Annotated in this window: 18 protein-coding genes and 1 pseudogene; 7 read left to right on the top strand and 12 right to left on the bottom strand. The window is 55.2% G+C overall.

What is annotated here, in order from left to right; genetic code table 11:
• Window positions 1–4: 4 nt before the first annotated feature.
• From artJ to RAC65_RS06690, 3 genes are all read right to left on the bottom strand, one after another.
• Complete coding sequence (gene artJ / locus RAC65_RS06700) at window positions 5–736, bottom strand: arginine ABC transporter substrate-binding protein (RefSeq protein ID WP_033737655.1); 732 nt, start codon at window positions 734–736, stop codon at window positions 5–7.
• Window positions 737–751: 15 nt separating this feature from the next.
• Window positions 752–1,480, bottom strand: a complete 729-nt coding sequence (gene artP / locus RAC65_RS06695) for an arginine ABC transporter ATP-binding protein ArtP (protein WP_110267732.1) — start codon at window positions 1,478–1,480, stop codon at window positions 752–754.
• A gap of 222 nt (window positions 1,481–1,702) precedes the next feature.
• Window positions 1,703–2,242 (bottom strand): lipoprotein, encoded by a 540-nt coding sequence (locus tag RAC65_RS06690; protein WP_058701036.1) that lies wholly within the window; start codon window positions 2,240–2,242, stop codon window positions 1,703–1,705.
• A gap of 105 nt (window positions 2,243–2,347) precedes the next feature.
• Between RAC65_RS06690 and RAC65_RS06685 the strand changes: the two genes are divergently transcribed.
• Window positions 2,348–2,668, top strand: a complete 321-nt coding sequence (locus RAC65_RS06685; protein WP_082999207.1) for a heavy metal-binding domain-containing protein — start codon at window positions 2,348–2,350, stop codon at window positions 2,666–2,668.
• Between the two features lie 20 nt (window positions 2,669–2,688).
• Window positions 2,689–3,489 (top strand): N-acetylmuramoyl-L-alanine amidase, encoded by an 801-nt coding sequence (locus RAC65_RS06680; protein WP_185199880.1) that lies wholly within the window; start codon window positions 2,689–2,691, stop codon window positions 3,487–3,489.
• Window positions 3,490–3,579: 90 nt separating this feature from the next.
• On the opposite strand, the pseudogene ltaE reads toward RAC65_RS06680, so the two are convergent.
• From ltaE to RAC65_RS06665, 3 genes and pseudogenes are all read right to left on the bottom strand, one after another.
• Window positions 3,580–4,578: pseudogene (ltaE, locus tag RAC65_RS06675) on the bottom strand (low-specificity L-threonine aldolase); the annotation flags it as partial.
• 62 nt (window positions 4,579–4,640) lie between these two features.
• Window positions 4,641–6,362 carry a ubiquinone-dependent pyruvate dehydrogenase gene (poxB, locus tag RAC65_RS06670; protein ID WP_033737651.1) on the bottom strand — a complete coding sequence of 574 codons (1,722 nt, stop codon included), beginning with the start codon at window positions 6,360–6,362 and terminating at the stop codon, window positions 4,641–4,643.
• A 123-nt stretch (window positions 6,363–6,485) separates the two neighbouring features.
• Window positions 6,486–7,385 carry a lysine exporter LysO family protein gene (locus RAC65_RS06665; protein WP_289366428.1) on the bottom strand — a complete coding sequence of 300 codons (900 nt, stop codon included), beginning with the start codon at window positions 7,383–7,385 and terminating at the stop codon, window positions 6,486–6,488.
• A 135-nt stretch (window positions 7,386–7,520) separates the two neighbouring features.
• Between RAC65_RS06665 and RAC65_RS06660 the strand changes: the two genes are divergently transcribed.
• Window positions 7,521–9,170 carry a DUF2813 domain-containing protein gene (locus RAC65_RS06660; protein ID WP_375096526.1) on the top strand — a complete coding sequence of 550 codons (1,650 nt, stop codon included), beginning with the start codon at window positions 7,521–7,523 and terminating at the stop codon, window positions 9,168–9,170.
• A gap of 67 nt (window positions 9,171–9,237) precedes the next feature.
• Here RAC65_RS06660 and cspD read toward each other — a convergent pair whose 3' ends face one another.
• Entirely contained in the window at window positions 9,238–9,462 is a 225-nt protein-coding gene (gene cspD, locus RAC65_RS06655) for a cold shock-like protein CspD (protein ID WP_006118603.1), read from the bottom strand.
• A 318-nt stretch (window positions 9,463–9,780) separates the two neighbouring features.
• On the opposite strand from cspD, the gene clpS reads away from it, so the two are divergent.
• Both clpS and clpA read left to right on the top strand, forming a co-directional pair.
• Window positions 9,781–10,101 carry an ATP-dependent Clp protease adapter ClpS gene (gene clpS / locus RAC65_RS06650; protein WP_006118604.1) on the top strand — a complete coding sequence of 107 codons (321 nt, stop codon included), beginning with the start codon at window positions 9,781–9,783 and terminating at the stop codon, window positions 10,099–10,101.
• A 53-nt stretch (window positions 10,102–10,154) separates the two neighbouring features.
• Entirely contained in the window at window positions 10,155–12,431 is a 2,277-nt protein-coding gene (gene clpA, locus RAC65_RS06645) for an ATP-dependent Clp protease ATP-binding subunit ClpA (protein WP_006118605.1), read from the top strand.
• Between the two features lie 90 nt (window positions 12,432–12,521).
• Here clpA and infA read toward each other — a convergent pair whose 3' ends face one another.
• The 5 genes from infA to trxB form a co-directional block, all read right to left on the bottom strand.
• Window positions 12,522–12,740 carry a translation initiation factor IF-1 gene (gene infA / locus RAC65_RS06640; RefSeq protein ID WP_002211347.1) on the bottom strand — a complete coding sequence of 73 codons (219 nt, stop codon included), beginning with the start codon at window positions 12,738–12,740 and terminating at the stop codon, window positions 12,522–12,524.
• 344 nt (window positions 12,741–13,084) lie between these two features.
• Window positions 13,085–13,777: a leucyl/phenylalanyl-tRNA--protein transferase gene (gene aat, locus RAC65_RS06635; RefSeq protein WP_375096525.1), complete on the bottom strand. Its 693-nt coding sequence runs from the start codon at window positions 13,775–13,777 to the stop codon at window positions 13,085–13,087.
• A 33-nt stretch (window positions 13,778–13,810) separates the two neighbouring features.
• On the bottom strand, window positions 13,811–15,541 hold the full coding sequence (gene cydC / locus RAC65_RS06630) for a cysteine/glutathione ABC transporter ATP-binding protein/permease CydC (RefSeq protein WP_277281702.1): 1,731 nt from the start codon (window positions 15,539–15,541) through the stop codon (window positions 13,811–13,813).
• Window positions 15,541–17,307, bottom strand: a complete 1,767-nt coding sequence (cydD, locus tag RAC65_RS06625; protein ID WP_375096524.1) for a cysteine/glutathione ABC transporter permease/ATP-binding protein CydD — start codon at window positions 17,305–17,307, stop codon at window positions 15,541–15,543. Before cydD ends, cydC begins: the two co-directional genes overlap by 1 nt.
• Window positions 17,308–17,442: 135 nt before the next feature.
• The gene (gene trxB, locus RAC65_RS06620; protein ID WP_375096523.1) at window positions 17,443–18,411 is read right to left on the bottom strand and encodes a thioredoxin-disulfide reductase; all 969 of its coding nucleotides are present in this window, start codon (window positions 18,409–18,411) and stop codon (window positions 17,443–17,445) included.
• Window positions 18,412–18,935: 524 nt separating this feature from the next.
• Between trxB and lrp the strand changes: the two genes are divergently transcribed.
• Entirely contained in the window at window positions 18,936–19,430 is a 495-nt protein-coding gene (lrp, locus tag RAC65_RS06615; protein WP_006118610.1) for a leucine-responsive transcriptional regulator Lrp, read from the top strand.
• A 118-nt stretch (window positions 19,431–19,548) separates the two neighbouring features.
• Entirely contained in the window at window positions 19,549–23,007 is a 3,459-nt protein-coding gene (locus RAC65_RS06610; RefSeq protein WP_375096522.1) for a DNA translocase FtsK 4TM domain-containing protein, read from the top strand.
• Window positions 23,008–23,021: the final 14 nt, after the last annotated feature.

Here is a 23,021-nt window from a genome sequence, read left to right as displayed (position 1 = left end):
GAGATTACTGCTGAAACCATTTGTTGTAGATGGTTTTGTAAGTGCCATTGGCCTTGATTTTATCAAGCGCGGTGTTGAACTTGCCTTGCAGCTCGGTATTGCCCTGACGAACGGCGATGCCCAGGCCGGTGCCAAAATAGGCTTTATCCGTGACTTTCTCACCCACCGGGGCCAGATTCGCGTTTTGTTTCAGCCACTCGTTCACCACGGCGCTGTCGCCAAAGACCGCATCAATACGGCCATTTTTCAGGTCAAGCACGGCATTCTGATAGCTGTCATAAGGAACAACGGTGATGTCACTGTGTTTGTCGGCCAGGTATTTCTGATGTGTGGTGCCGTTTTGCACGCCTACACGTTTACCTTTCAGCGCATCAACACTGGCCACTTTGCCTTTCTGCGCCACGAAAATCGCGGAGTTATCGTAGTAAGGCTTGCTGAACAGCACCTGCTTTTCGCGCTCAGGCGTAATGTCCATACCGGCCATAACGGCATCGAAACGGCGGAATTTCAGGCTTGGGATCAGGCTGTCAAAAGACTGGTTGGTAAAGGTACAGGTTGCATCCATCTCTTTACACAGCGCATTCGCCAGATCGACGTCGAAGCCCTGAATTTTGTTGTTGGCATCGACAAATTCAAACGGAGGATAGGAGGCCTCGGTGGCAATACGAATAGTTTCAGCGGCGGAGGCGCTTAAACTCAATCCGGCAAGCAGTGCAGCAAGTACGACTTTTTTCATTTTTAGCATCCTGACTTAGTGCGAAAGATAATGTGCAAACGCCTCGGTTTGCGGCTGTGTAAAGCGGCTGGCATCACCCTGTTCCACGATATGCCCGTTTTCCATATAAACTACACGGCTGGCCGTTTTACGGGCCACGTCCACTTCGTGCGTCACGATAACCTGTGTAATCTGCGTCTGAGCCAGCTCGCGGATAATACTGACGATCTGGGCGGTGATTTCAGGGTCGAGCGCGGCAGTGGGTTCATCAAATAACAGCACCTGCGGCTCCATCATCAGCGCACGGGCAATGGCTACGCGTTGCTGTTGCCCGCCAGAAAGGTGCAGGGGGAAACGGTCGCTATAGCTGGTCAGGCGCAGACGATCGAGGAGCTTGTCGGCTCTGGCGCGTGCGTCGGCCTTGCTCAGGCCCAGTACACGGCAGGGGGCTTCCATCAGGTTTTGCAGCACCGTCAGGTGCGGCCAGAGATTATATTGCTGGAAGACCATTCCGACATTTTGACGAAGCTCGCGTATCGCGGCCTCTGAAGGGGTTTTGCTGAAGTCGAAATCATTACCTGCAATGTGCAACTGGCCTGAGCGTGGGCGCTCAAGCAGATTCAGCACGCGCAACAGCGAACTTTTTCCTGCGCCGCTTGGGCCAAGCAGCACCAGCGTTTCGCCCTGCGGACATTCCAGGTTAATGTCAAACAGCGCCTGGTGAGCACCGTAGAAACAATTAATCGCGTTTAGTTGAATACTCATGCGCCAATTTTGAATAGCTATTAGTTTTGCGGATTTTAACGTCACCAAAATAGTTATGCAATTAAGGTGGCTTAAAATTTACGAATAAGCGGTAAACACACAAAAGATTAGCACAAGATATCGCGAGACAAGGCGGTGAGAAGACGGGGAACCGGAGGTGGCGCGGGATAAAAACGCACGGCCTGGCAGCCGGCGTTTTTATCTGCAGATGTCAAAAAGCGTTTATTTCTTTGTTTTTTCAAGCAGCTGGCTAAGCGATCCTCCGCCAGGATGCGGGACATCTGCCACATAGCGGACATCATCGACGACCCAGCAACTGCCCTGATGAATCATCAGCACTTCGTCCTGCCACTGTTTGTCACCGCGGCTCATTTTCACGCGCAGGGGAATGTTACGGGCATCCCGGTTAGGAATCGTGGAAGCATCGGCAACGTCAACCCCGGTTGGCCCCTGAGCCAGGCTGGAGAAGAGATCGCCGTTGCGCCACGTCGCCGCATCCGGACGTTGGCTGGCTTGCAGCAGCGCCTGATAAAGTCCATCGCTCAGGTAAGGACGATACTGTGCCAGCGTCGCGGTATCAGGCAGGCCGGATGAAGGATGCTCGATACGCATGTCGTAAAAACGCTGGGCGACGGTGTCCGGGCCACCTTCCACGCAGGGGGCCATGCGCGGGCCATTATCCTTGATTACCGGCTCGACCGTCGTACAGGCACTCAGCAGCAGCGCAGCCGGGAGCAAAAGCGCAAAACCTTTGTTTCTCATCTCGATTTCCTTATTGTTCTCTGGCAAGGTGCTTTTTTAACATAGAGTATAGCCCTGCTTTTAGGTGAAAGAGCCTTTGACCCGTTTCGGTAACAGGAGAGTACGATGAAATTGTCAACAACCCCGACGCTGGAAGGACACAGCATCACGGAATACTGCGGCGTAGTCACCGGTGAAGCGATTCTGGGGGCCAATATATTCCGCGATTTTTTCGCCGGGATTCGCGATATTGTGGGCGGCCGCTCGGGCGCTTATGAGAAAGAGTTGCGTAAAGCGCGCGAGATCGCGTTTAAAGAGCTGGAAGACCAGGCCAGATCGCTAGGAGCGAACGCGGTGGTGGGCATTGATATTGACTATGAAACCGTAGGGAAAGACAGCAGCATGCTGATGGTTAGCGTCAGCGGCACGGCGGTTGTTATTCGTTGAAACGCCTCCTGTGCTGTCTGATGGCGCTGCTGCTGGCGGGCTGCCACTCAGGCATTGAATCACGATCGGGCTACTGGGTTGATTTGCGCCATCCCGCACAGGGCGCGCGTCCGCGCGTGAAGGTGGTGGTGATTCACTATACTGCCGAGGATTTCGCCTCCTCGCTGGCTACGCTGACTGACCGTGACGTCAGCGTGCATTATCTTATTCCCCGCCAGCCACCGCAGCGCAACGGTAAAGGCATTATCTGGCAACTGGTACCGGAGCAGGATCTGGCCTGGCATGCCGGCGCCAGCTTCTGGCGCGGCGCAACCCGTATTAACGACACCTCGGTGGGCATCGAACTGGTGAACAACGGCTACCGCCGGACGCCGGCCGGAGTGACGTGGCAACCGTTTCCCCCTGCGCAGATTCGCACCCTGGCGGCGCTGGTACGGGATATAACGCAGCGCTATGGCATCGCACCGGAAAATATTGTGGGCCACAGCGATATCGCGCCGCAGCGTAAGCAGGATCCCGGCCCGCTGTTTCCCTGGCAGCAACTGGCCGCTGAGGGCATTGGCGCGTGGCCCGATCCACAACGCGTGGCGTTTTATCTGGCCGGACGCGATCGTTACGCCGCTGTGCCAGCCGTAACCCTGCTGGAGTGCTTGCAGCGTTATGGTTATCAGGTAACGGAAGGAATGAGCGCGGACGAGCAACAGAAACTGATTGCCGCCTTTCAGATGCATTTTCGTTCTGCAAACATTCAGGGCTTCGCGGATGCCGAAACCCTGGCGATAGCGCAGGCCCTGCTGGAGAAATACGGCACAGCGCAATAATCCCTCGATCACGGCGCTGTGACGAGTTCAGCGGCCTGCGTAAGGCGAGGCGGGCAGGTTCACCGCATCCGATGCCGCATCAGGACGGTGCTGTGCCAGGAAGGCCCGCCAGTGGCCGAGCACCGTTTCAAGCACGGGACGCTCAGCATCCAGATGGGTCACAATCCGTGTTACCGGGCCCACACTCATCAGGACGTTGTGCGCATGCATCCACTGGCCCAGCGCCGTAACCTGATCGACCGGGATGCGCACGAACAGCATATTCGTCTGCTGCTCAGCGACGTCAATCCCCATCTTTCGCAGTTCCTGTCCCAGCCAGGCGGCGTTGTCGTGGTCCGTTTGCAAACGCGTAACGTTGTGTTGCAGCGCATACAGGCCCGCCGCCGCCAGAATACCGGCCTGGCGCATGCCTCCGCCGGCCATTTTGCGCCAGCGGCGTGCACGTTCGATATAGGCTGCCTCGCCGCAAAGTAGCGAGCCTACCGGCGCGCCCAGGCCCTTCGACAGACAAATGGTCAAGGTATCGCAATAGCGGGCAATGTTTTCCAGCGTGGTTTGCTGTGCGACGACCGCATTGAAAATGCGAGCACCGTCGATATGCAGCGCCAGTTTATGTGCTCGGGTAAAATGCCAGGCCTGCTCCAGGTAGGCAGCGGGTAACACTTTACCATGATGGGTATTTTCCAGGCTCAGCAGCCGGGTGCGGGCAAAATGGATGTCGTCGGGTTTAATAACGTCTGCCACGACATCCAGCGGCAAACTGCCGTCTGCTGCTGCGAGAATGGGTTGGGGCTGGATACTGCCCATCACCGCCGCGCCGCCGGCTTCATATTTATAATTGTGCGCCTGCTGGCCCACAATATACTCTTCGCCGCGTTCGCAGTGGCTGAGCAGGGCCACCAGGTTCGCCTGCGTGCCGGTAGGGAAAAACAGCGCTGCCGCTTTACCACTCAGACGTGCGGCTTCGGCTTCCAGTGCATTGACGGTGGGATCATCGCGATAGACGTCATCACCGGTTTCAGCGGCCATCATCGCCTGTAACATCGCGCTGCCGGGACGGGTGACGGTATCACTGCGTAAATCGATCATCGGGCGCTCCTGGTCTGCGGAAAACAGGCGGGCAGAGAACCCGCCCGCAAGAGCACTCTGTTTTACCGTAGCCAGTTGGTTTTTGCCAGCTCCAGCACTTCGTCACCCCGTCCATTGATGATGGCACGAAGCATATAGAGGCTGAATCCTTTGGCCTGTTCCAGCTTGATCTCCGGCGGCATAGCCAGCTCTTCCTTCGCGGTGATCACATCCACCAGCACCGGGCCGTCATGGGCAAAGGCCTGTTCCAGTGCGCCATTGAGTTCTGACGCTTTTTCAACCCGAATACCTTTCACGCCGCAGGCCTCGGCAATGGCCGCAAAGTCAGGATTATGCAGATCCGTCCCGTCAGTCAGGTAGCCGCCCGCTTTCATTTCCATGGCGACAAACCCCAGCGAACTGTTGTTAAAAATGACCAGTTTGACAGGCAATTTCAGCTGTGCGACGGTCAGAAAATCACCCATCAGCATGCTGAATCCACCATCGCCACAGAGCGCCACGACCTGACGGTCCCGGTTAAGCGACTGTGCACCCATCGCTTGTGGCATGGCGTTCGCCATCGAACCGTGATTAAACGATCCGAGCAGGCGACGCTTGCCGTTCATCTTCAGATAACGCGCCGCCCACACGGTCGGCGTGCCCACATCGCAGGTAAAAATAGCATCTTCGTCAGCCAGTTCACTGATTTGCTGAGCCAGATACTGCGGGTGAATGGGCTGCCTGTCGTTCGCGGTGGCCAGCGCATCCAAATCCTTACGCGCTTCCGCGTAGTGTTTCAGCGCACTGTCGAGATGATGCTGATCGGTTTTCACCTGCAGCTTCGGCAGTAACGCGCGCAGCGTCGTTTTGACATCACCGACGTACGCCTGGTCGACATGACAGTGCGATCCCAGACTGCCGGGATTAATATCGATTTGAATGATGTTGGCTTTCTCAGGGTAGAAGGCGCGATAGGGGAACTGAGTACCCAACAGCACCAGCGTATCCGCATTCATCATGGCATGATAACCCGAGGAGAAACCGATTAGCCCGGTCATGCCCACATCGTACGGGTTGTCATATTCGATATGCTCTTTGCCGCGCAACGCATGCACAACAGGGGCTTTCAGCGTTGCCGCCAGTTGCACCACTTCCTCATGCGCACCGGCACAGCCGCTGCCGCACATCAGCGTAATATTGCGGGCGTCATTCAGTGTTTGTGTCAGGGTCGCCAGTTCATCGGCAGACGGCAACACGACGGGTAGCTGCGGTGGATACCACTCTGCACGCGCAGCATCGGGAGCGGGTTGCAGCGCCACATCGCCCGGCAGCACCACCACGGAAACCCCACGGTTCAGAATCGCTTTGCGCATGGCAATGCCCAATACCTGGGGCAACTGCTCGGGATTGGAGACCAGTTCGCAATAGTGACTGCACTCGCGAAACAACTCTTGTGGATGCGTTTCCTGGAAGTAACCGCTGCCGATCTCACTGGAGGGGATGTGGGCGGCAATGGCCAGTACCGGAACGCGATTGCGGTGGCAGTCGAACAGCCCGTTAATCAGATGCAGGTTACCTGGCCCACAGGAACCCGCGCAGACCGCAAGCGTGCCACTGGCATGCGCTTCCGCACCCGCAGCAAAAGCTGCCACTTCTTCATGGCGGGTAGGCATCCACTCAATGGTGCCCATTTTGTTCAGACTGTCAGTGAGTCCGTTTAACGAGTCACCTGTGACGCCCCAAATACGTTTTACACCGGCGTTTTCCAGCGTTTTGGCCACCAGCGCCGCGACGGTTTGTTTCATCTTCATCTCCTTGGTCATTCGTTGCCATCCCGGGGAGGGCAGAATTAAACAGCTACCAAGAAGCGTAGACGAGAGTCATTCAACTCTACCGTAAAAAATTGCATCAAAAGTTGAATTTCGCGCTCAGGCTGAGAACAGCGCAATAAGCACGGGCGCGGCCAGGCTCATAATAAATCCATGCACGATCGCCGCCGGCACAATATCGGTACCGCCTGCACGTTGTAAAACGGGCAGGGTAAAATCCATCGACGTCGCGCCGCACAAGCCCAGCGCGCTGCTGCGGTGGCGGGCGATCAGCGCGGGAATCAGCATAATGGCGATAAGCTCTCGCAGCAGGTCATTAAAAAACGCGGCACTGCCGATCACTGGCCCAAAGGCTTCTGTCATCAGAATGCCGGAAAGGGAATACCAGCCAAAGCCACTGGCGAGTGCCAGGCCGGTTTTAAGGGGGAGCCCCAGTATCAGCGCCGCTACAATGCCGCCCAGTAAGCCACTCAGCAGGACGACACAGGCAATCGTCATCCCCCGGCGATTCAGGATAATCTGACGCAGCGTCATGCCGCTGCCGCGCAGTTGAATACCGACCAGCAAGAGCAGGAAGATCAAGGCATATTCACTGGCTGCGGATGCATGGTGCAGCCAGGGCCATTGCGTAAGGCCCAGCGCAAAGCCGAGGACTACGACGCCGCACAACGTCAGCGATTCCAGCGCCATATGTAAACGTGACGGCAGTTTTTGCTGTTTATGATGATGTTGCCAGGGCATCCGCTGTTCCAGCCAGCGCAATGCCAGCAGGTTGCACAGTAAAATACAGCCCGCAGCGACGGATGCCGTATAAAAAACGGTGATCAGATTGCTGCTAAGGTTGTCCAGAAAAGCCAGGCTGATGCCCATAAAAAACAGAATGACGTAGACCATCCAGCCCAGCAGACGATTTACCGCCTTAAGAAACCTGGCCTGCCGGACGGGTAACAGCCAGCCAGCGAAGAGCGGGAGTAGAATCAGTAACAGTCCTGAATACATAATGAAAAGATCGTCCATGTTAAAATTGACGCTACGCTAACGAAAAAGCACAGGGGAGTAAACCCTGACGGTAAAGTCACCTGACCGCCAGAGCAACGCGTTCTCTTCTTCGGTCAGCTCAGAGGATAAAGCGCTATGAATCTGGAACATATCGATATCCGGGGATTTCGCGGCATTAATCAGCTTTCTCTTCCGTTAACGCGCATTAACCTGTTGATCGGCGAAAATGCCTGGGGGAAATCCAGTCTGCTGGATGCACTGAGTCTGCTGCTGTCACCGCACACGCGCGAGTATGTTTTTACGTCTGACGATTTTCATTTTACGCCAGGTGACAGGGACGACCAGGTGCATCGCCTGTCTGTGGTTTTTCATTTTCGTGCGGATGAGGCAGAAACCAGCGGACCACTTGCGCCTTTCTGGCGAGGCGCGATACCCGGACAACGCTATCTGCGTTACAGCATCCAGGCCAGACGACACGCTGGCCAGATTCGATCCTCGCGACGCTTTATCGACAGCGAGGGCCAGGTGTTGCCTGAAGCGGGAACGGCTGAGGCGATCGATGTTCTTCTGCGTATGAATCCGGTATTACGCCTGCGCGATGCGCGTTTTAGCCGCCGCCTGCGTCCCATTGCCAGCCGGGTGGATGAACGTCTGACGACATTAAATCAACTGACGCAGGAGCTGGATAACCTGACGCGCGATCTGGACCGTCATCCCCAACAGTTGAGCGATGCGGTCCTGCGTCAGGGCGTGCAAACGCTACAGCAACTGATGGAGCACTATTTTCTGGTGCAGCATCCGGATCACGGGAGCCAGGCGTTCCGCGTCGATCCACAGTCACGGGATGGCGTTGAGGGCTGGCGTTCGCTGGATCAGCTCAATCATCTGATTGCTGCGACCGATGTGCGCAGCCGTCAGCTGATTTTGCTGCGGATGTTTAGCTTACTGATGCAGGCAAGGGGCAATGAGCCGTTGCTCCCGGGTGCGCGACCGCTGTTGTTAATTGAAGATCCGGAAACACGACTGCATCCCATCATGCTTTCGGTGGCCTGGAACTTGCTTGCGCTGCTGCCGTTGCAGAAGATTGCCACGACCAACTCGGGCGAGTTATTGTCGCAGGTGGCGGTAGAGGATGTGTGTCGATTGGTACGCGAACCCACGCGCGTGGCGGTGTGGCGCATCGGTTCTGAAGGATTGAGTGCAGAAGACAGCCGTCGCATCGGCTTTCATATTCGTGTTAACCGCCCCTCAGCGTTGTTTGCCCGTTGCTGGTTGCTGGTGGAAGGTGAAACCGAAGTCTGGATTATCAATCAGATGGCACGACAATGCGGTTATCACTTCGCGGCAGAAGGGATAAAAGTCATTGAATATGCGCAGTCAGGTCTGAAGCCGTTGCTGAAATTTGCCCGACGCATGGGCATCGCCTGGCATGTCCTGACGGATGGCGACATGGCAGGAAAAAAATATGCCGCCACGGCGCGCAGCCAGCTTCAGCCGCATGATAATGAAAAGCATCATCTGACCCAGCTTCCGGCGACCGATATGGAACAGTTCCTCTACAACAACGGCTTTAGCGAGGTTTACCATGCGGCAGCGCATCTGCCGTTAAACGTGCCTGTTAATTCCAGGCGTATTATTACCAAAGCGATTCATCGCGCATCAAAACCGGAACTGGCCATCACGGTCGCTATGGCGGCCGCAGAACGCGGAACCGCGTCTGTTCCGACCTGTCTGCAAGAGATGTTTGTTCGCGTCATCCAACTGGCGCAGGGGAAGGCGGGTTAAGGCATAAAGTAAAAATGCCAGCGCATCAGGCTGGCATTTTTGACGGAGCGGTCCAACGTTGGGGATGTCAGGCCACGGCCTGCTGCGCTTCTACGGGTACAATAAGACTGGCATGGTTGCCCTTCGGGCCTTGATGAACGTCAAAATGGACCTGCTGGCCCGCTTTTAACGTCCTGTAACCATCCATCTGTATTGTTGAGTAGTGTGCGAAGATATCTTCGCCGCCCCCGATTGGACAGATAAAGCCGAAACCTTTGGCGTTATTGAACCATTTAACGGTACCTGTCTCCATGCTTTTACTTCCCTCGCAAGACATTTTATAAGTAGGTGAGGTGACGTAAGCTGTGAGTCGGGTTTGATTAAAACTCAATCAGCTTGTGAAGCTAGAATGTAGAAAAATCGCCGCGATCGTCAAGCAAACCACCGGGCCAGGTGGGGAGAAAATCATTAAAATTTGAGGTGGTTAACGCTATTTGAAATTTTGTGATACAGGTCGCGTAACGAATTTTTGGCTGACCGATTCATTAGCGGCAGTGCACTTGACACACGTGTTAAACTCTACAGATGACACCGGGTTTGATGATGACGTACTGACTCACAACGGAACACTATGGCAAACACTAAAGACTGGCTAAATTTCGAACACTTAGCCGAAGGTAAAGTACGCGAAGAGTTAAAGCCACCTTCGATGTATAAAGTCATTCTGAATAATGACGATTATACACCTATGGAATTTGTTATTGACGTTCTGCAAAAGTTCTTTTCTTATGATATTGAACGTGCAACGCAACTGATGCTGAAAGTTCACTACCACGGTAAAGCCATCTGTGGTGTATTTACCGCAGAAGTCGCTGAGACGAAAGCGGCACAGGTGAACAATTACGCGCGGGACAATCATCATCCGTTGCTGTGTACGCTTGAAAAAGCCTGAGCCTCTCTCCATACAGGAAGCAGGTCAGAGCGATTAACTGGAGGAGGTGCCTAATGCTCAATCAAGAACTGGAACTCAGTTTAAACATGGCTTTCGCCAGAGCGCGTGAGCACCGTCATGAGTTTATGACCGTCGAGCATTTGTTACTGGCATTGCTCAGTAACCCGTCGGCAAGAGAGGCACTGGAAGCCTGTACGGTGGACATTGTGGCTCTGCGGCAGGAGCTTGAAGCCTTCATTGAACAAACCACGCCTGTGCTGCCCGCCAGTGAAGAGGAGCGCGATACGCAACCGACGCTCAGCTTCCAGCGCGTGTTGCAACGCGCCGTGTTCCACGTTCAGTCATCCGGACGCAGCGAAGTCAATGGCGCGAATGTTTTGGTCGCCATCTTCAGCGAACAAGAATCCCAGGCAGCGTATCTGCTGCGCAAACACGAAGTCAGCCGCCTCGATGTGGTGAACTTCATCTCTCACGGTACGCGCAAAGACGAACCGGGCCAGGCACCTGGTGCTGAAAATCCGGTTAACGAAGAGCAAGCAGGCGGGGAGGAACGTATGGAAAACTTCACCACCAATCTTAATCAGCTTGCTCGCGTTGGCGGCATTGATCCGCTGATTGGCCGCGATAAAGAGCTGGAACGTACGATTCAGGTCCTGTGTCGTCGCCGTAAAAATAACCCCCTGCTGGTGGGTGAGTCGGGCGTCGGTAAAACCGCGATTGCGGAAGGATTAGCCTGGCGAATCGTTCAGGGCGACGTGCCAGAGGTGATGAAGGACTGCACCATTTACTCGCTGGACATTGGTTCGCTGCTGGCGGGCACCAAGTACCGTGGTGATTTTGAGAAACGTTTTAAAGCGTTGCTGAAACAGCTTGAGCAAGATAACTCCAGCATCCTGTTTATTGATGAAATTCACACCATTATCGGCGCGGGTGCCGCATCGGGTGGACAGGTGGATGCCGCTAACCTGATTAAGCCGCTGCTCTCCAGTGGCAAAATCCGCGTGATGGGATCAACCACGTATCAGGAATTCAGCAATATTTTTGAGAAAGATCGTGCCCTGGCGCGTCGTTTCCAGAAAATTGACATTACCGAGCCCTCTGTTGAAGAGACGGTGCAGATTCTTAATGGTCTGAAAACCAAATACGAAGCGCACCATGATGTACGTTACACCGCGAAAGCCGTGCGCGCGGCGGTGGAGCTGGCGGTGAAATACATCAACGATCGTCATTTGCCGGATAAGGCTATCGATGTCATTGATGAAGCCGGTGCCCGTGCGCGCCTGATGCCTGCCAGCAAACGTAAGAAAACGGTGAATGTGGCGGACATTGAAACGGTGGTGGCGCGTATTGCCCGTATTCCGGAGCAAAGTGTGTCAGCAACCGATCGCGATACGCTGAAAAATCTGGGCGACCGTCTGAAAATGCTGGTCTTCGGTCAGGATAATGCCATTGAGGCATTGACAGAAGCCATCAAGATGAGCCGCGCAGGTCTGGGTCAGGATCGCAAGCCGGTAGGGTCGTTCCTGTTTGCCGGTCCTACCGGTGTGGGTAAAACCGAAGTGACCGTCCAGTTAGCTAAAGCGCTGGGCATCGAACTGCTGCGCTTCGACATGTCCGAATATATGGAACGTCACACCGTCAGCCGTCTGATTGGTGCGCCTCCCGGCTATGTCGGTTTCGATCAGGGCGGCTTGCTGACCGATGCGGTGATCAAACATCCTCACGCCGTTGTGCTGCTGGATGAAATTGAGAAAGCGCATCCGGACGTGTTCAACCTGTTGTTGCAGGTCATGGACAACGGCATGCTGACTGATAACAACGGTCGCAAAGCGGACTTCCGTAACGTGGTGCTGGTGATGACCACCAACGCCGGCGTGCGTGAAACTGAGCGTAAATCTATTGGCCTGATTCATCAGGACAACAGTACGGATGCAATGGAAGAGATTAAGAAAATCTTTACGCCTGAATTCCGTAACCGTCTGGACAACATTATCTGGTTCAGCCACCTGTCAACGGACGTCATTCACCAGGTGGTCGACAAGTTTATTGTTGAACTGCAGGCGCAGCTGGATGCGAAAGGCGTTTCGCTGGAAGTCAGTGACGAAGCGCGTGACTGGCTGGCAGAGAAGGGCTATGACAAAGCGATGGGTGCCCGTCCAATGGCACGTACCGTGCAGGAAAGCCTGAAGAAACCGCTGGCGAACGAACTGCTGTTTGGTTCTCTGGTCGACGGGGGATCGGTTTCCGTTGCGCTGGATAAAGAGAAGGGGCAACTGACCTACCACTTCCTCAGCGCGCAAAAACGCAAAACGGAAGGGACGGTGCACTAAGCACCGTTTCACAGAACGAGAAAAGGCCGGATAAAATCCGGCCTTTTTTTTGTCCGCCTGCGCGCACGCAGGCAGCAGCATCAACGCAACTCAGCGACTACGGAAGACAATGCGGCCTTTGCTCAGGTCGTACGGGGTCAGCTCGACAGTCACTTTGTCGCCCGTCAGGATGCGGATGTAGTTTTTACGCATTTTACCGGAGATATGAGCGGTAACCACGTGTCCGTTCTCAAGTTCTACGCGGAACATGGTGTTAGGTAACGTATCCAGTACGGTACCTTGCATTTCAATATTGTCTTCTTTGGCCATCGAATCCTCTGGGTGTACTACCTTTCAGTTGAATCGGCAAGATAATGCCCAATTCAACAAGTTATGTAAAGAACCGTCGGCAATAAAGCCAACGCATCGCCGTGCTTCGCGTGTCAACGCGAGCATGTCGGTTAAATTCGGGTGTTTATGTGACGTCTGCGGGGGATTAGCGGGCTAAGAATCTGAATCAACCGGTAACACGCGCACGATTGAAACAGTTCCGAGAGTGCGATGAGATTCCCAGCCTGGCAATTCCGGCTTGAAAACCAAGCGCGGACGACATACCAAACCTGGCTATTATATCACTTAACCGACTTTATGTGTGCAAAACATCTACGCAACTTTTAAAAAAGGGTTTGATTACGCCAGCCGCCGCTGTCAACGGCCAGGGATGCCAGGTTTTTTACCTGCTCAAGATAACGATCGCGTGCAATCTCAACCGCTCCCAGCGAAGCGGTATGGGGGTTAAGTATCTGACAATCCACTAACTGGCCCCCGTGCTTAATAAAATGCTGACAGAATACCAGTAAGGCCGTTTTTGACGCATTGGGTTGCAGGCTGAACATCGATTCGCCGCAAAAGATTTGTCCCAACGCCAGACCGTACATGCCACCTGCAAGGGTTTGATCGCGCCAGACTTCAATCGAATGCGCGTGGCCCAGTTCATAGAGCTTCTGCCAGGCGCGTTTCACTTCAAACGTAATCCATGTACCTTCTTCGCGGCCCAGGGCACAGCCGTCAACGACATCGCCAAAGGCCTCATTCATCGTCACCCGATAAGGTGACTGCTGATGAAACCGCTTCATACTGCGACTGAGATGGAACTGCGTCGGGAATAACACCGCTCGCGGATCGGGTGACCACCACAAAATCGGATCGCCGGGCGAGAACCAGGGAAAAATACCCTGCTGATAGGCACTCAGCAGGCGTGCAGGGGAGAGATCGCCGCCCATCGCCAGCAGGCCGTTCGGCTCGCGCAGCGCGGTTTCCGGTGGCGGAAAGCGCAACGACTCTTGTGACAGTTGAACCAGTCTCATCGCGGTAATGTACCCCTCAGCGTTTGCTCAGCACTATAGCGCAAAGCGCTGCTGGAAACGCCAGTAACGTCCACCTTTTGCGACTAATTCAGAATGATTTCCCTGCTCGACGATCTTACCGCTGTCCATAAGGCAAATTCGGTCCATTTGCGCCAGGCCGCGCAGACGATGCGTTACCATAATGACCGTTTTACCCGTGGTGATCTGTTGCAGGAGGGCGAGAATCTGCTGCTCGGTGGTGGCATCAAGCCCTTCAGTCGGCTCGTCCAGAAGCCATAAGTCGCCGTTGTGTAACATCGCCCGGGCGATGGCCAGGCGGCGTAGCTCTCCACCCGACAGCGGACGGCCGCCTTCACCCAGCCAGGCATTAAGCCCTTCTTCATTTTCCAGCAGGCCCTGAAGCCCGGTTTGCACCAGTGCATTTTCAAGCATTGCATCACTGGCGGTGGGGCAGGCCAGCAACAAATTGTCCCGTAGCGTCTGACTAAACACATGGACGCGCTGGGTGACTACGCTGATGCGCTGACGAAGTTGGGCTTCATCCCAGTCCGCAAGCGGTACGCTGTTCAATACGATTTCGCCCTGTTGCGCCTCCCAGGCGCGGGTGAGCAGCCCAAGCAAGGTGGACTTGCCGCAGCCTGTGGGGCCGAGAAGGGCAATACGTTCACCGGCTTTCATCGTCAGTGAAAACTGATCCAACACCTTTTCTGGTCGTCCCGGATAACGGAAATCCAGCGCGTCAATCCTGAGTTGCAGCGCACCGGCGGGAACCGTGCTTGTGGATGGAAAGAGGATGGCAGGCGACTGATCGATAACGTCATTGACGCGTTGTGCTGCCGTGATTACCTGAGACAGGGGCAAAAAGGCGCTCGCGATCGGCGCCAGTGCTTCAAAAGCTGCCAGGGCACAAAACACCACCAGGGCAATGAGCGGTCCGGGCAGTTGCTGCTGCGCAATGCTTGTTGCGCTCAGCCAGAGCAGGGCAGTGACAGTGAGGCCACTGCATAACAGCAGCAGACTTTGCGCCAGCGCCTGTAAACGCTCCTGCTGACGTTGTGCGTCCTGCCACTGCTGCTCATCTTCGTCCAGCCTGGCCCGCCAGCGGGCAGCGTTACCATACAGTGTCAGTTCTGCCTGTCCCGCCAGCCAGTGCATTAACTGTTCTCGCCAGCGCGATCGCTGCCGGGCAATCGCGATGCCGGTGGGCGCGCCCAGACGGTAGAACAGCGGGGGAAAAAGGCAGAGCAGCGTAAGCAGAATGCCGCCCAGCACCAGCGCCAGGTGCAGATCAATCAGGCTGAGGCCTGCTGTTACCACGACGATAACGATAAACGCGCCCAGCAGCGGCGAGAGGACCCGCAAATAGAGATGATCCAGCGTATCCACATCACCAACAAAACGATTAAGCAGATCGGCCTGACGAAAGAGCGCGAGCTGGCCGGGAGAAAGCGCAATCAGGCGGCTAAACGTGAAGACACGCAGATGCTGTAAAACCCGAAACGTTGCGTCGTGACTTACTAACCGCTCAAAATACCGGGCGGCGGTACGGGTAATCGCTGCGCCGCGCACGCCAGCGGCGGGAAGCATATAGTTGAAACTATACAGGCCAGCCACACCGGCTACAGAAGAGGCGGCCAGAAACCAGCCCGACAACGTGAGCAAGCCGATACTGGCTAACAGCGTGACAATCGCCAGCACGATCCCTGACGTCAGGCGGAAGGGATGACGCAGCCATAGCCGCAGAAAGGGACGCAGAGCCGTCATCAGAAAATCTCCTGTTGCCGGTGTTGTAATAAATCACTGAACGGACCGGACGCAGTCAGCGTCTGCCAGTCGCCCTGCTGTACGATCTGACCGGCCTGCATTACCCAGATCGCATCCCATGTCTGAAGCAGATCAATTTGGTGGGTGATCATCAGTGTCGTCTGGCGCGTGGCCGCCTGATTTAATGCCTGCATCACATGATGTTCACTTTGACTGTCCAGGCTGGCAGCGGGCTCATCCAGTAACAATAACTGGGCGGGTTTATACAGCGCGCGGGCTACGGCAATGCGCTGTGCCTGACCGACCGATAAGTGATGACTGGCATCCCCCGGTTCGGTATCCAGTCCGGCAGGCAGTCGGGAAAGAAATTCATCGATCCCACATGATGCGGTTAAGGCACTTAGCCGTGCGGGATCGTGCGGCGCATCCATGATGATATTGTCCCGTAACGTTGCGGCGGGTAGCTGGGGATTCTGGCCGACCCAGGCAAGATGCCGATGCCAGTCATGGCGTGCGATACGGTGAAGTTCAATGCCGTTAACTTTCAGCGATCCCTGATAGGGTAAAAAGCCCAGCAGGGCATTTAACAGTGCGGTTTTGCCTGCACCGCTTTTGCCCACCAGCGCGACGCGCGTGCCTGCGCGCAGGGTGAAGGTGAGCGGGCCGCAGAGCTGATGGCCATTGGGCGCGTGCACCGTCAGATTTTCTGCCACCAGCTCTACTGGCGCCGTTGCGCTAACGGCGTCGCTGGCGGATGTGTTTTCGGCCTCTGGCGTTTCCTGCATAAAGCGTTCAAGCGCATCGGCACCGCCAATTGCCTGCGCTTTAGCATGGTAGAACGTGCCCAAATCGCGCAGAGGCTGAAAAAATTCCGGGGCCAGAATCAGCACCAGGAAGCCGGCAAACAGCGTCACGCCGCGGCCATAATCACCAAAGTGCAGTTCGCCCAAATAGGAAAAGCCAAAATAAACGGCGACAACGGCGATGGACAGTGACGCAAAAAATTCCAGTACTGACGAAGAAAGAAAGGCCAGACGCAGAACCTCCATCGTCCGTTGACGGAAATCCGTCGTGGCGTCAGCAATCGCCTGTTTTTCGGCGTCTGCCCGATGAAACAGACGCAGGGTTTCCCGGCCACGCAAGCGATCCAGAAAGTTGCCACTCAGGCGTGCGAGCGCCACAAAGTTACGGCGATTAGCCTCGGCCGCGCCCATGCCGACCAGGGCCATAAAAAGCGGGATCAACGGCGCGGTCGCGAACAGGATCAGACCTGCCGCCCAGTTTAACGGAAACAGGGTGAGCAATATGCAACAGGGAATGACCGCCGCCAGCGTCATCTGCGGCAAGTAACGCGCGTAATAGGCCTGCATATCCTCGGTTTGCTCAAGTAGTAACGTTGCCCAGCTGCCGGCGGGCTTGCCCTGTATCCAGGCCGGACCCAACGCTGCCAGACGATCCAGCACCTGTTTACGCAAAGCCTGACGGATGGCCTGCCCGGCACGGAATCCAGCCTGCTCCCGGGCATAATTCAGCGCGGCGCGCAGAACAAAGCACAGGATCAGAAGTGAAAATGAGGACAAAAGGGAGGCTGGAGAATGCCTGTCAATAATCAGCGCCTGCAGTAGCGACGCTAAAAGCCATGCCTGCATGATAATCAGAAGCGCGCCAGCGCAGCCCAGCAACGACGTAACGCGCAACCAGGGGCCAGCATGATGACACTGTTGACGAAGCCAACGAGTAAGATGCTGCTGACGCGATTTATTCATGCGAAACCCAATGTGGCAAAGACAAATGAAATGAGGCTGGTCCTCACACCCGGCGCCTGAATTTAGCATGGTGATAATAAAAAAGGCGACTGAAAAACAGTCGCCTCAAACAATTAAGATCAGGTTATTAACAACTTACTTATCGTCCTTAACCAATCCGTCAAGATAACGCTCTGCATCTAACGCAGCCATACAACCGGTACCGGCAGAGGTAATGGCCTGACGGTAGATATGGTCCATGACGTCACCCGCGGCAAACACGCCAGGGATACTGGTTTGCGTGGCATTACCATGCAGGCCGGACTGTACCTTGATGTAGCCGTTTTCCAGCGCCAGCTGACCATCGAAAATCGCCGTATTCGGGCTGTGTCCGATAGCAACAAACAGGCCGGCAACATCCAGCGTTTCGGTCTCTTCGGTATTCAGCGTTGAACGTAGCGTCAGGCCCGTCACGCCCATCTGATCGCCGACCACTTCTTCCAGCGTTCTGTGTGTATGCAACACGATATTGCCGTTGCTGACTTTTTCCATCAGGCGGTCAATAAGAATTTTCTCTGCGCGGAAGCTGTCGCGGCGGTGAATTAAATGCACTTCAGAGGCGATATTCGCCAGATAAAGTGCTTCTTCAACCGCGGTATTTCCGCCACCGATAACGGCGACTTTTTGGTTGCGGTAGAAGAAACCATCACAGGTCGCACAGGCCGAAACGCCTTTGCCTTTAAAAGCGTCTTCCGACGGTAAGCCCAGATAGCGTGCTGATGCACCCGTGGCAATAATCAGCGCATCGGCAGTATATTCGCCACTGTCACCGGTCAGACGGAAGGGACGGTTCTGCAGATCGACCGTATGAATATGATCGAAAATAATTTCCGTGTTAAATTTCTCGGCATGCTCATGCATACGTTCCATCAGCGAGGGACCTGTCAGATCATGCGGGTCGCCCGGCCAGTTTTCCACTTCCGTCGTGGTGGTCAGCTGACCGCCTTTTTCCAGCCCGGTAATCAGTACTGGATTCAAATTGGCGCGTGCAGCATAGACGGCCGCGGTATAACCTGCCGGACCAGAGCCCAAAATGAGCAACTTACTGTGTTTAGCCGTACTCATGCGTTCCTCAGTTTTATTCACCTGACATAACCTGCGATTGTAGGGAATATGCCGTAGCAATGACAACACTTGCGCACTTTTGTTAGCGATTGCTGCAAACGGCGTAGACGATGAATGGCTTTTTCGCCTGCCTCCTGTGCCAAAAGGGGGCAAAAATTCAGTTTACAGACCACCATCGCACGAAAATACTCATTTAAAAACAGTGACCCAGCGAAGTGTCTGGCATCTTGTCCTGAATTTAGACATTTTACTTTGACAATCGCCTGCGCATTTGCGAAAACAGTGTGAGAAGCGAATAACTTAGTCTGAACAAAACGGGTGTTGCCGCCGGGTTTTGGGCAGAGTACCGAACGAATTTTATCGTCTGATATTGGTCATGACGCATGCGGTGGACAGACAGCATGCGTCATACAAATAGGTACGAATGCGCTCAGACGCCGTTATTTCACTTCAAAAATGCCCCGAACAATGACCGTTTTCAGGGGATGGCAGGTAAAGGGAAGGAATGAAGAGAGACAATAATAATGGTAGATAATAAGAAACGCCCCGGTAAGGATCTCGACAGGATCGACAGAAACATTCTCAATGAATTGCAGAAAGACGGTCGCATCTCAAACGTGGAACTTTCCAAACGTGTAGGATTATCTCCTACACCTTGTCTTGAGCGTGTACGCCGTCTTGAACGCCAGGGATTCATCCTTGGCTATACTGCGCAACTCAACCCTCACTACCTGGATGCTTCATTACTGGTATTTGTTGAGATTACTCTGAATCGTGGCGCACCTGATGTGTTTGAGCAATTTAACGCCGCTGTGCAAAAACTTGAGGAAACTCAAGAGTGTCACCTGGTTTCTGGTGATTTCGACTACCTGCTTAAAACGCGCGTGCCTGATATGTCCGCTTACCGCAAGCTGCTGGGTGAAACCTTGCTGCGCCTGCCAGGCGTAAACGACACGCGTACTTATGTGGTGATGGAAGAGGTCAAACAGAGCAATCGTCTGGTGATCAAAACGCGCTGATGCGTGGCAGGTGCAAAGCCTGGGAAATTTCGGTACACTCCTGTGAATACATACAGGACCAGCGTCGGGTGAGCCCGACGCTGTTGTTTCTTACTTTACAGGCACCTGGAGAGATCTCTTGAGCCAGGAATACACAGAAGATAAAGACGTTTCGTTACAGTCGCTGAGCAGCGGACGCCGTCTGCTGGAAGCGTTACTTATTTTGGTGGCATTGTTCGCCATCTACCTGATGGTTTCCCTGGTCAGCTTTAATCCTTCCGATCCGAGCTGGTCGCAAACGGCCTGGCATGAACCTATCCATAACATGGGTGGCACAGTCGGCGCATGGCTGGCTGATACGCTGCTTTTCATCTTTGGTGTGATGGCCTATGCCATTCCGCCGGTCATACTGGGGCTGTGCTGGATAGCGTTTCGCCAGCGGGATAACCAGGATTATGTGGACTACTTTGCCATTGGTTTACGCTTAATCGGTGTCCTGGCCCTGGTCGTCACCACCTGTGGGATGGCCGCGCTCAACGCGGACGACATCTGGTATTTTGCTTCCGGAGGCGTCATTGGCAGCCTCGTCAGTAATGCCATTTCACCCTGGTTCAGTCCGGCAGGTGGCACACTGACTTTGCTCTGCATCTGGGCCGCAGGGATCACGCTGTATACGGGCTGGTCATGGTTAACCATTGCGGAAAGAATCGGTGGCGTGGTCATGGGCGTGCTGACATTCGCCAGCAACCGCTCACGTCATGATGAACCCTGGCATGAAGAGGACGAAGCAGACGATTATCACGAGAGCGCACCCGTCCTTCATGCTCAGACGGACGACGACGATGACGTATTGCTAACCGCGCCGCGTAAGGCGCAGCCCGATCTGGATGCGCATGATCCACTGTTAGCCAGGGCCGCCACCGCCACCCGCGCCGCTGTTGCGGCCACAGCCGAAGTATCTGCGACCACAACACCGACGGCAAGCGCTCAGGCTACTGCCACAGCACCTGCGCAGCCTGCTGCCGCAACAATGGCGGCAACGCCTGTCAGTGCGCCATCAGCTTCATCTGAGCCTGAACAGGTTGCAGCGACGCCTGAACCTGTTTCGCCTGCGGCATCGCCTCATCCTGCCCCGGTGACGCACACTGCGCCGCGCGAGCCGATGCCACAGGAGAAGCCTCTCACTGAACCGCCGCGCTACCGCTTTGAGTTACCGGACGATGCACCGGCGGCTGCCCCGCACTTTACCGCTTATGAGGATGACGAACCCAAAATGGGTAACTGGCGTGAAGCCACGTCAGCAGCCTCGCTGAACAGCGCTGGTGTCGCCGGTGCTGCGGCAACCGCAGCATCGTCAGCATCCTCACCGCTGTTTGAGCCTGTCCCTGAAACGGTGTCGAATCCACAGGTGAAACAGGGGATTGGTCCGGCGCTGCCGCGGCCTAATCCGGTTAAACTGCCTACCCGACGTGAGCTGGCCTCGTACGGCATTAAACTGCCTTCACAGCGTATGGCGGAAGAAAAAGCCAAACGTGCTGAACTGCCGTCATCACAACCTACGAAAGAAGATGCGTCACTCACTGACTGGTCAGCAGAGGAGCAGGATGCGCTGCAACAGGCAGAGTTGCGTCAGGCGTTCCAGTCAGAGCAGCAGCAACGCTATGGCGAAAGCTGGCAGCAGGACGACGCGCACGAGGACGATGAGCTGGCATTGCAGCAGGCCTCGCTGGCGCGTCAGTTCGCACAGCAACAGCAACAGCGCTATGAAACGGTGCCTGAAGACAATGCACCCGTTTTCAATCTGGATACGTCAGCGGCCTTCGATTTCTCCCCAATGAAGGACCTGGTCGACGATGGCCCTGTCGAGCCGCTGTTCACCATTGCAGCATCGCCGGACGTCAGCGAGGTCGCGCCACAACATGAGCCCTGGCAGCACGTTCAGGCGGCACCAGAACAGCCCGCGGCTCAGCGTGTAGAATCAGCCCAGACCTTTGCGGCCGATCACTTTGCCGCGCCTGCGCAGCAGCCGGAGCCGGTCACGGAGGCGAAGCCATCCGTGCATGACAGCCTGATTCACCCCTTCCTGATGCGTCACGAGCAGCCACTGGAAAAACCTTCTACACCCTTACCGTCACTCGATCTCCTGACCGCGCCGCCGGAAGAGGAAGAACCGGTTGATATGTTCGCCCTTGAGCAGACAGCAAGACTGGTTGAAGCGCGTCTGGGTGACTACCGCGTCAAGGCCGAGGTGGTGGGCATTTCGCCAGGACCTGTGATTACCCGTTTTGAACTGGATCTCGCGCCGGGCGTGAAAGCGGCGCGTATCTCTAACCTGTCACGCGATTTGGCCCGCTCCCTGTCGACTACGGCAGTGCGTGTGGTTGAAGTGATCCCTGGCAAACCCTATGTTGGTCTGGAATTACCCAACCGACATCGCCAGACCGTTTACCTGCGTGAAGTGCTGGATTGTCCAAAATTCCGTGACAACCCCTCGCCGCTGTCTGTGGTGCTGGGTAAAGATATTGCCGGCCAGCCGGTCGTCGCCGATCTGGCTAAAATGCCACACTTACTGGTAGCGGGTACAACCGGTTCCGGTAAGTCCGTCGGCGTGAATGCGATGATCCTCAGCATGCTGTATAAAGCCACGCCGGAAGACGTGCGCTTTATTATGATTGACCCCAAGATGCTCGAGCTTTCCGTTTACGAAGGCATTCCGCATCTGCTGACCGAAGTCGTGACCGATATGAAAGATGCGGCGAACGCGCTGCGCTGGAGTGTCGGTGAGATGGAGCGTCGCTATAAGCTGATGTCGGCGCTGGGTGTACGTAATCTGGCTGGCTACAACGAAAAAGTGGCGCAGGCGGATGCAATGGGGCGGCCGATTCCCGATCCGTTCTGGAAGCCAGGCGACAGCATGGATATGACGCCGCCAGTGCTGGAAAAACTGCCTTACATCGTGGTGATGGTGGATGAGTTCGCCGATTTGATGATGGCTGTCGGTAAGAAAGTGGAAGAACTGATTGCACGTCTTGCACAGAAAGCGCGTGCGGCGGGAATCCACCTTGTTCTGGCAACCCAGCGTCCGTCAGTTGACGTCATTACCGGCCTCATCAAAGCCAACATTCCTACCCGTATCGCGTTTACTGTCTCAAGTAAAATTGACTCGCGAACCATCCTTGATCAGGGCGGTGCAGAATCGTTACTGGGGATGGGCGATATGCTTTACATGCCGCCCAACTCATCAATGCCGGTGCGTGTTCACGGTGCCTTTGTGCGCGATCAGGAAGTACATGCTGTCGTGCAGGACTGGAAAGCGCGCGGGCGTCCGCAATATATTGAAAGCATTACAGCGGGCGAAGAAAGTGAAGGCGGGGGCGGCATTGACAGCGATGAAGAACTCGATCCGTTGTTCGATCAGGCTGTTGCCTTTGTGGTGGATAAGCGACGCGCCTCGATTTCGGGCGTACAGCGTCAGTTCCGTATCGGTTATAACCGTGCTGCGCGCATCATTGAACAGATGGAAGCACAGGGCATCGTCTCGTCACCGGGCCACAACGGTAACCGTGAAGTGCTCTCTCCACCACCCCATGATATGTAAAGCCTGAACGATAA

It is taken from the genome of Pantoea sp. BS_8 (genome assembly GCF_041954965.1).
GTDB classification, from domain to species: Bacteria; Pseudomonadota; Gammaproteobacteria; order Enterobacterales; family Enterobacteriaceae; genus Pantoea; species Pantoea stewartii.
The sequence above is the reverse complement of the archived record's forward strand: the minus strand, read 5'-3'. Positions and strand labels throughout refer to the sequence as shown.

Coding starts and splice junctions, on each gene's coding strand:
- artJ (WP_033737655.1), bottom strand. CDS start 736: ATGAAAAAAGTCGTACTTGCTGCACTGCTTGCCGGATTGAGTTTAAGC.
- artP (WP_110267732.1), bottom strand. CDS start 1,480: ATGAGTATTCAACTAAACGCGATTAATTGTTTCTACGGTGCTCACCAG.
- RAC65_RS06690 (WP_058701036.1), bottom strand. CDS start 2,242: ATGAGAAACAAAGGTTTTGCGCTTTTGCTCCCGGCTGCGCTGCTGCTG.
- RAC65_RS06685 (WP_082999207.1), top strand. CDS start 2,348: ATGAAATTGTCAACAACCCCGACGCTGGAAGGACACAGCATCACGGAA.
- RAC65_RS06680 (WP_185199880.1), top strand. CDS start 2,689: ATGGCGCTGCTGCTGGCGGGCTGCCACTCAGGCATTGAATCACGATCG.
- poxB (WP_033737651.1), bottom strand. CDS start 6,362: ATGAAACAAACCGTCGCGGCGCTGGTGGCCAAAACGCTGGAAAACGCC.
- RAC65_RS06665 (WP_289366428.1), bottom strand. CDS start 7,385: ATGTATTCAGGACTGTTACTGATTCTACTCCCGCTCTTCGCTGGCTGG.
- RAC65_RS06660 (WP_375096526.1), top strand. CDS start 7,521: ATGAATCTGGAACATATCGATATCCGGGGATTTCGCGGCATTAATCAG.
- cspD (WP_006118603.1), bottom strand. CDS start 9,462: ATGGAGACAGGTACCGTTAAATGGTTCAATAACGCCAAAGGTTTCGGC.
- clpS (WP_006118604.1), top strand. CDS start 9,781: ATGGCAAACACTAAAGACTGGCTAAATTTCGAACACTTAGCCGAAGGT.
- clpA (WP_006118605.1), top strand. CDS start 10,155: ATGCTCAATCAAGAACTGGAACTCAGTTTAAACATGGCTTTCGCCAGA.
- infA (WP_002211347.1), bottom strand. CDS start 12,740: ATGGCCAAAGAAGACAATATTGAAATGCAAGGTACCGTACTGGATACG.
- aat (WP_375096525.1), bottom strand. CDS start 13,777: ATGAGACTGGTTCAACTGTCACAAGAGTCGTTGCGCTTTCCGCCACCG.
- cydC (WP_277281702.1), bottom strand. CDS start 15,541: ATGACGGCTCTGCGTCCCTTTCTGCGGCTATGGCTGCGTCATCCCTTC.
- cydD (WP_375096524.1), bottom strand. CDS start 17,307: ATGAATAAATCGCGTCAGCAGCATCTTACTCGTTGGCTTCGTCAACAG.
- trxB (WP_375096523.1), bottom strand. CDS start 18,411: ATGAGTACGGCTAAACACAGTAAGTTGCTCATTTTGGGCTCTGGTCCG.
- lrp (WP_006118610.1), top strand. CDS start 18,936: ATGGTAGATAATAAGAAACGCCCCGGTAAGGATCTCGACAGGATCGAC.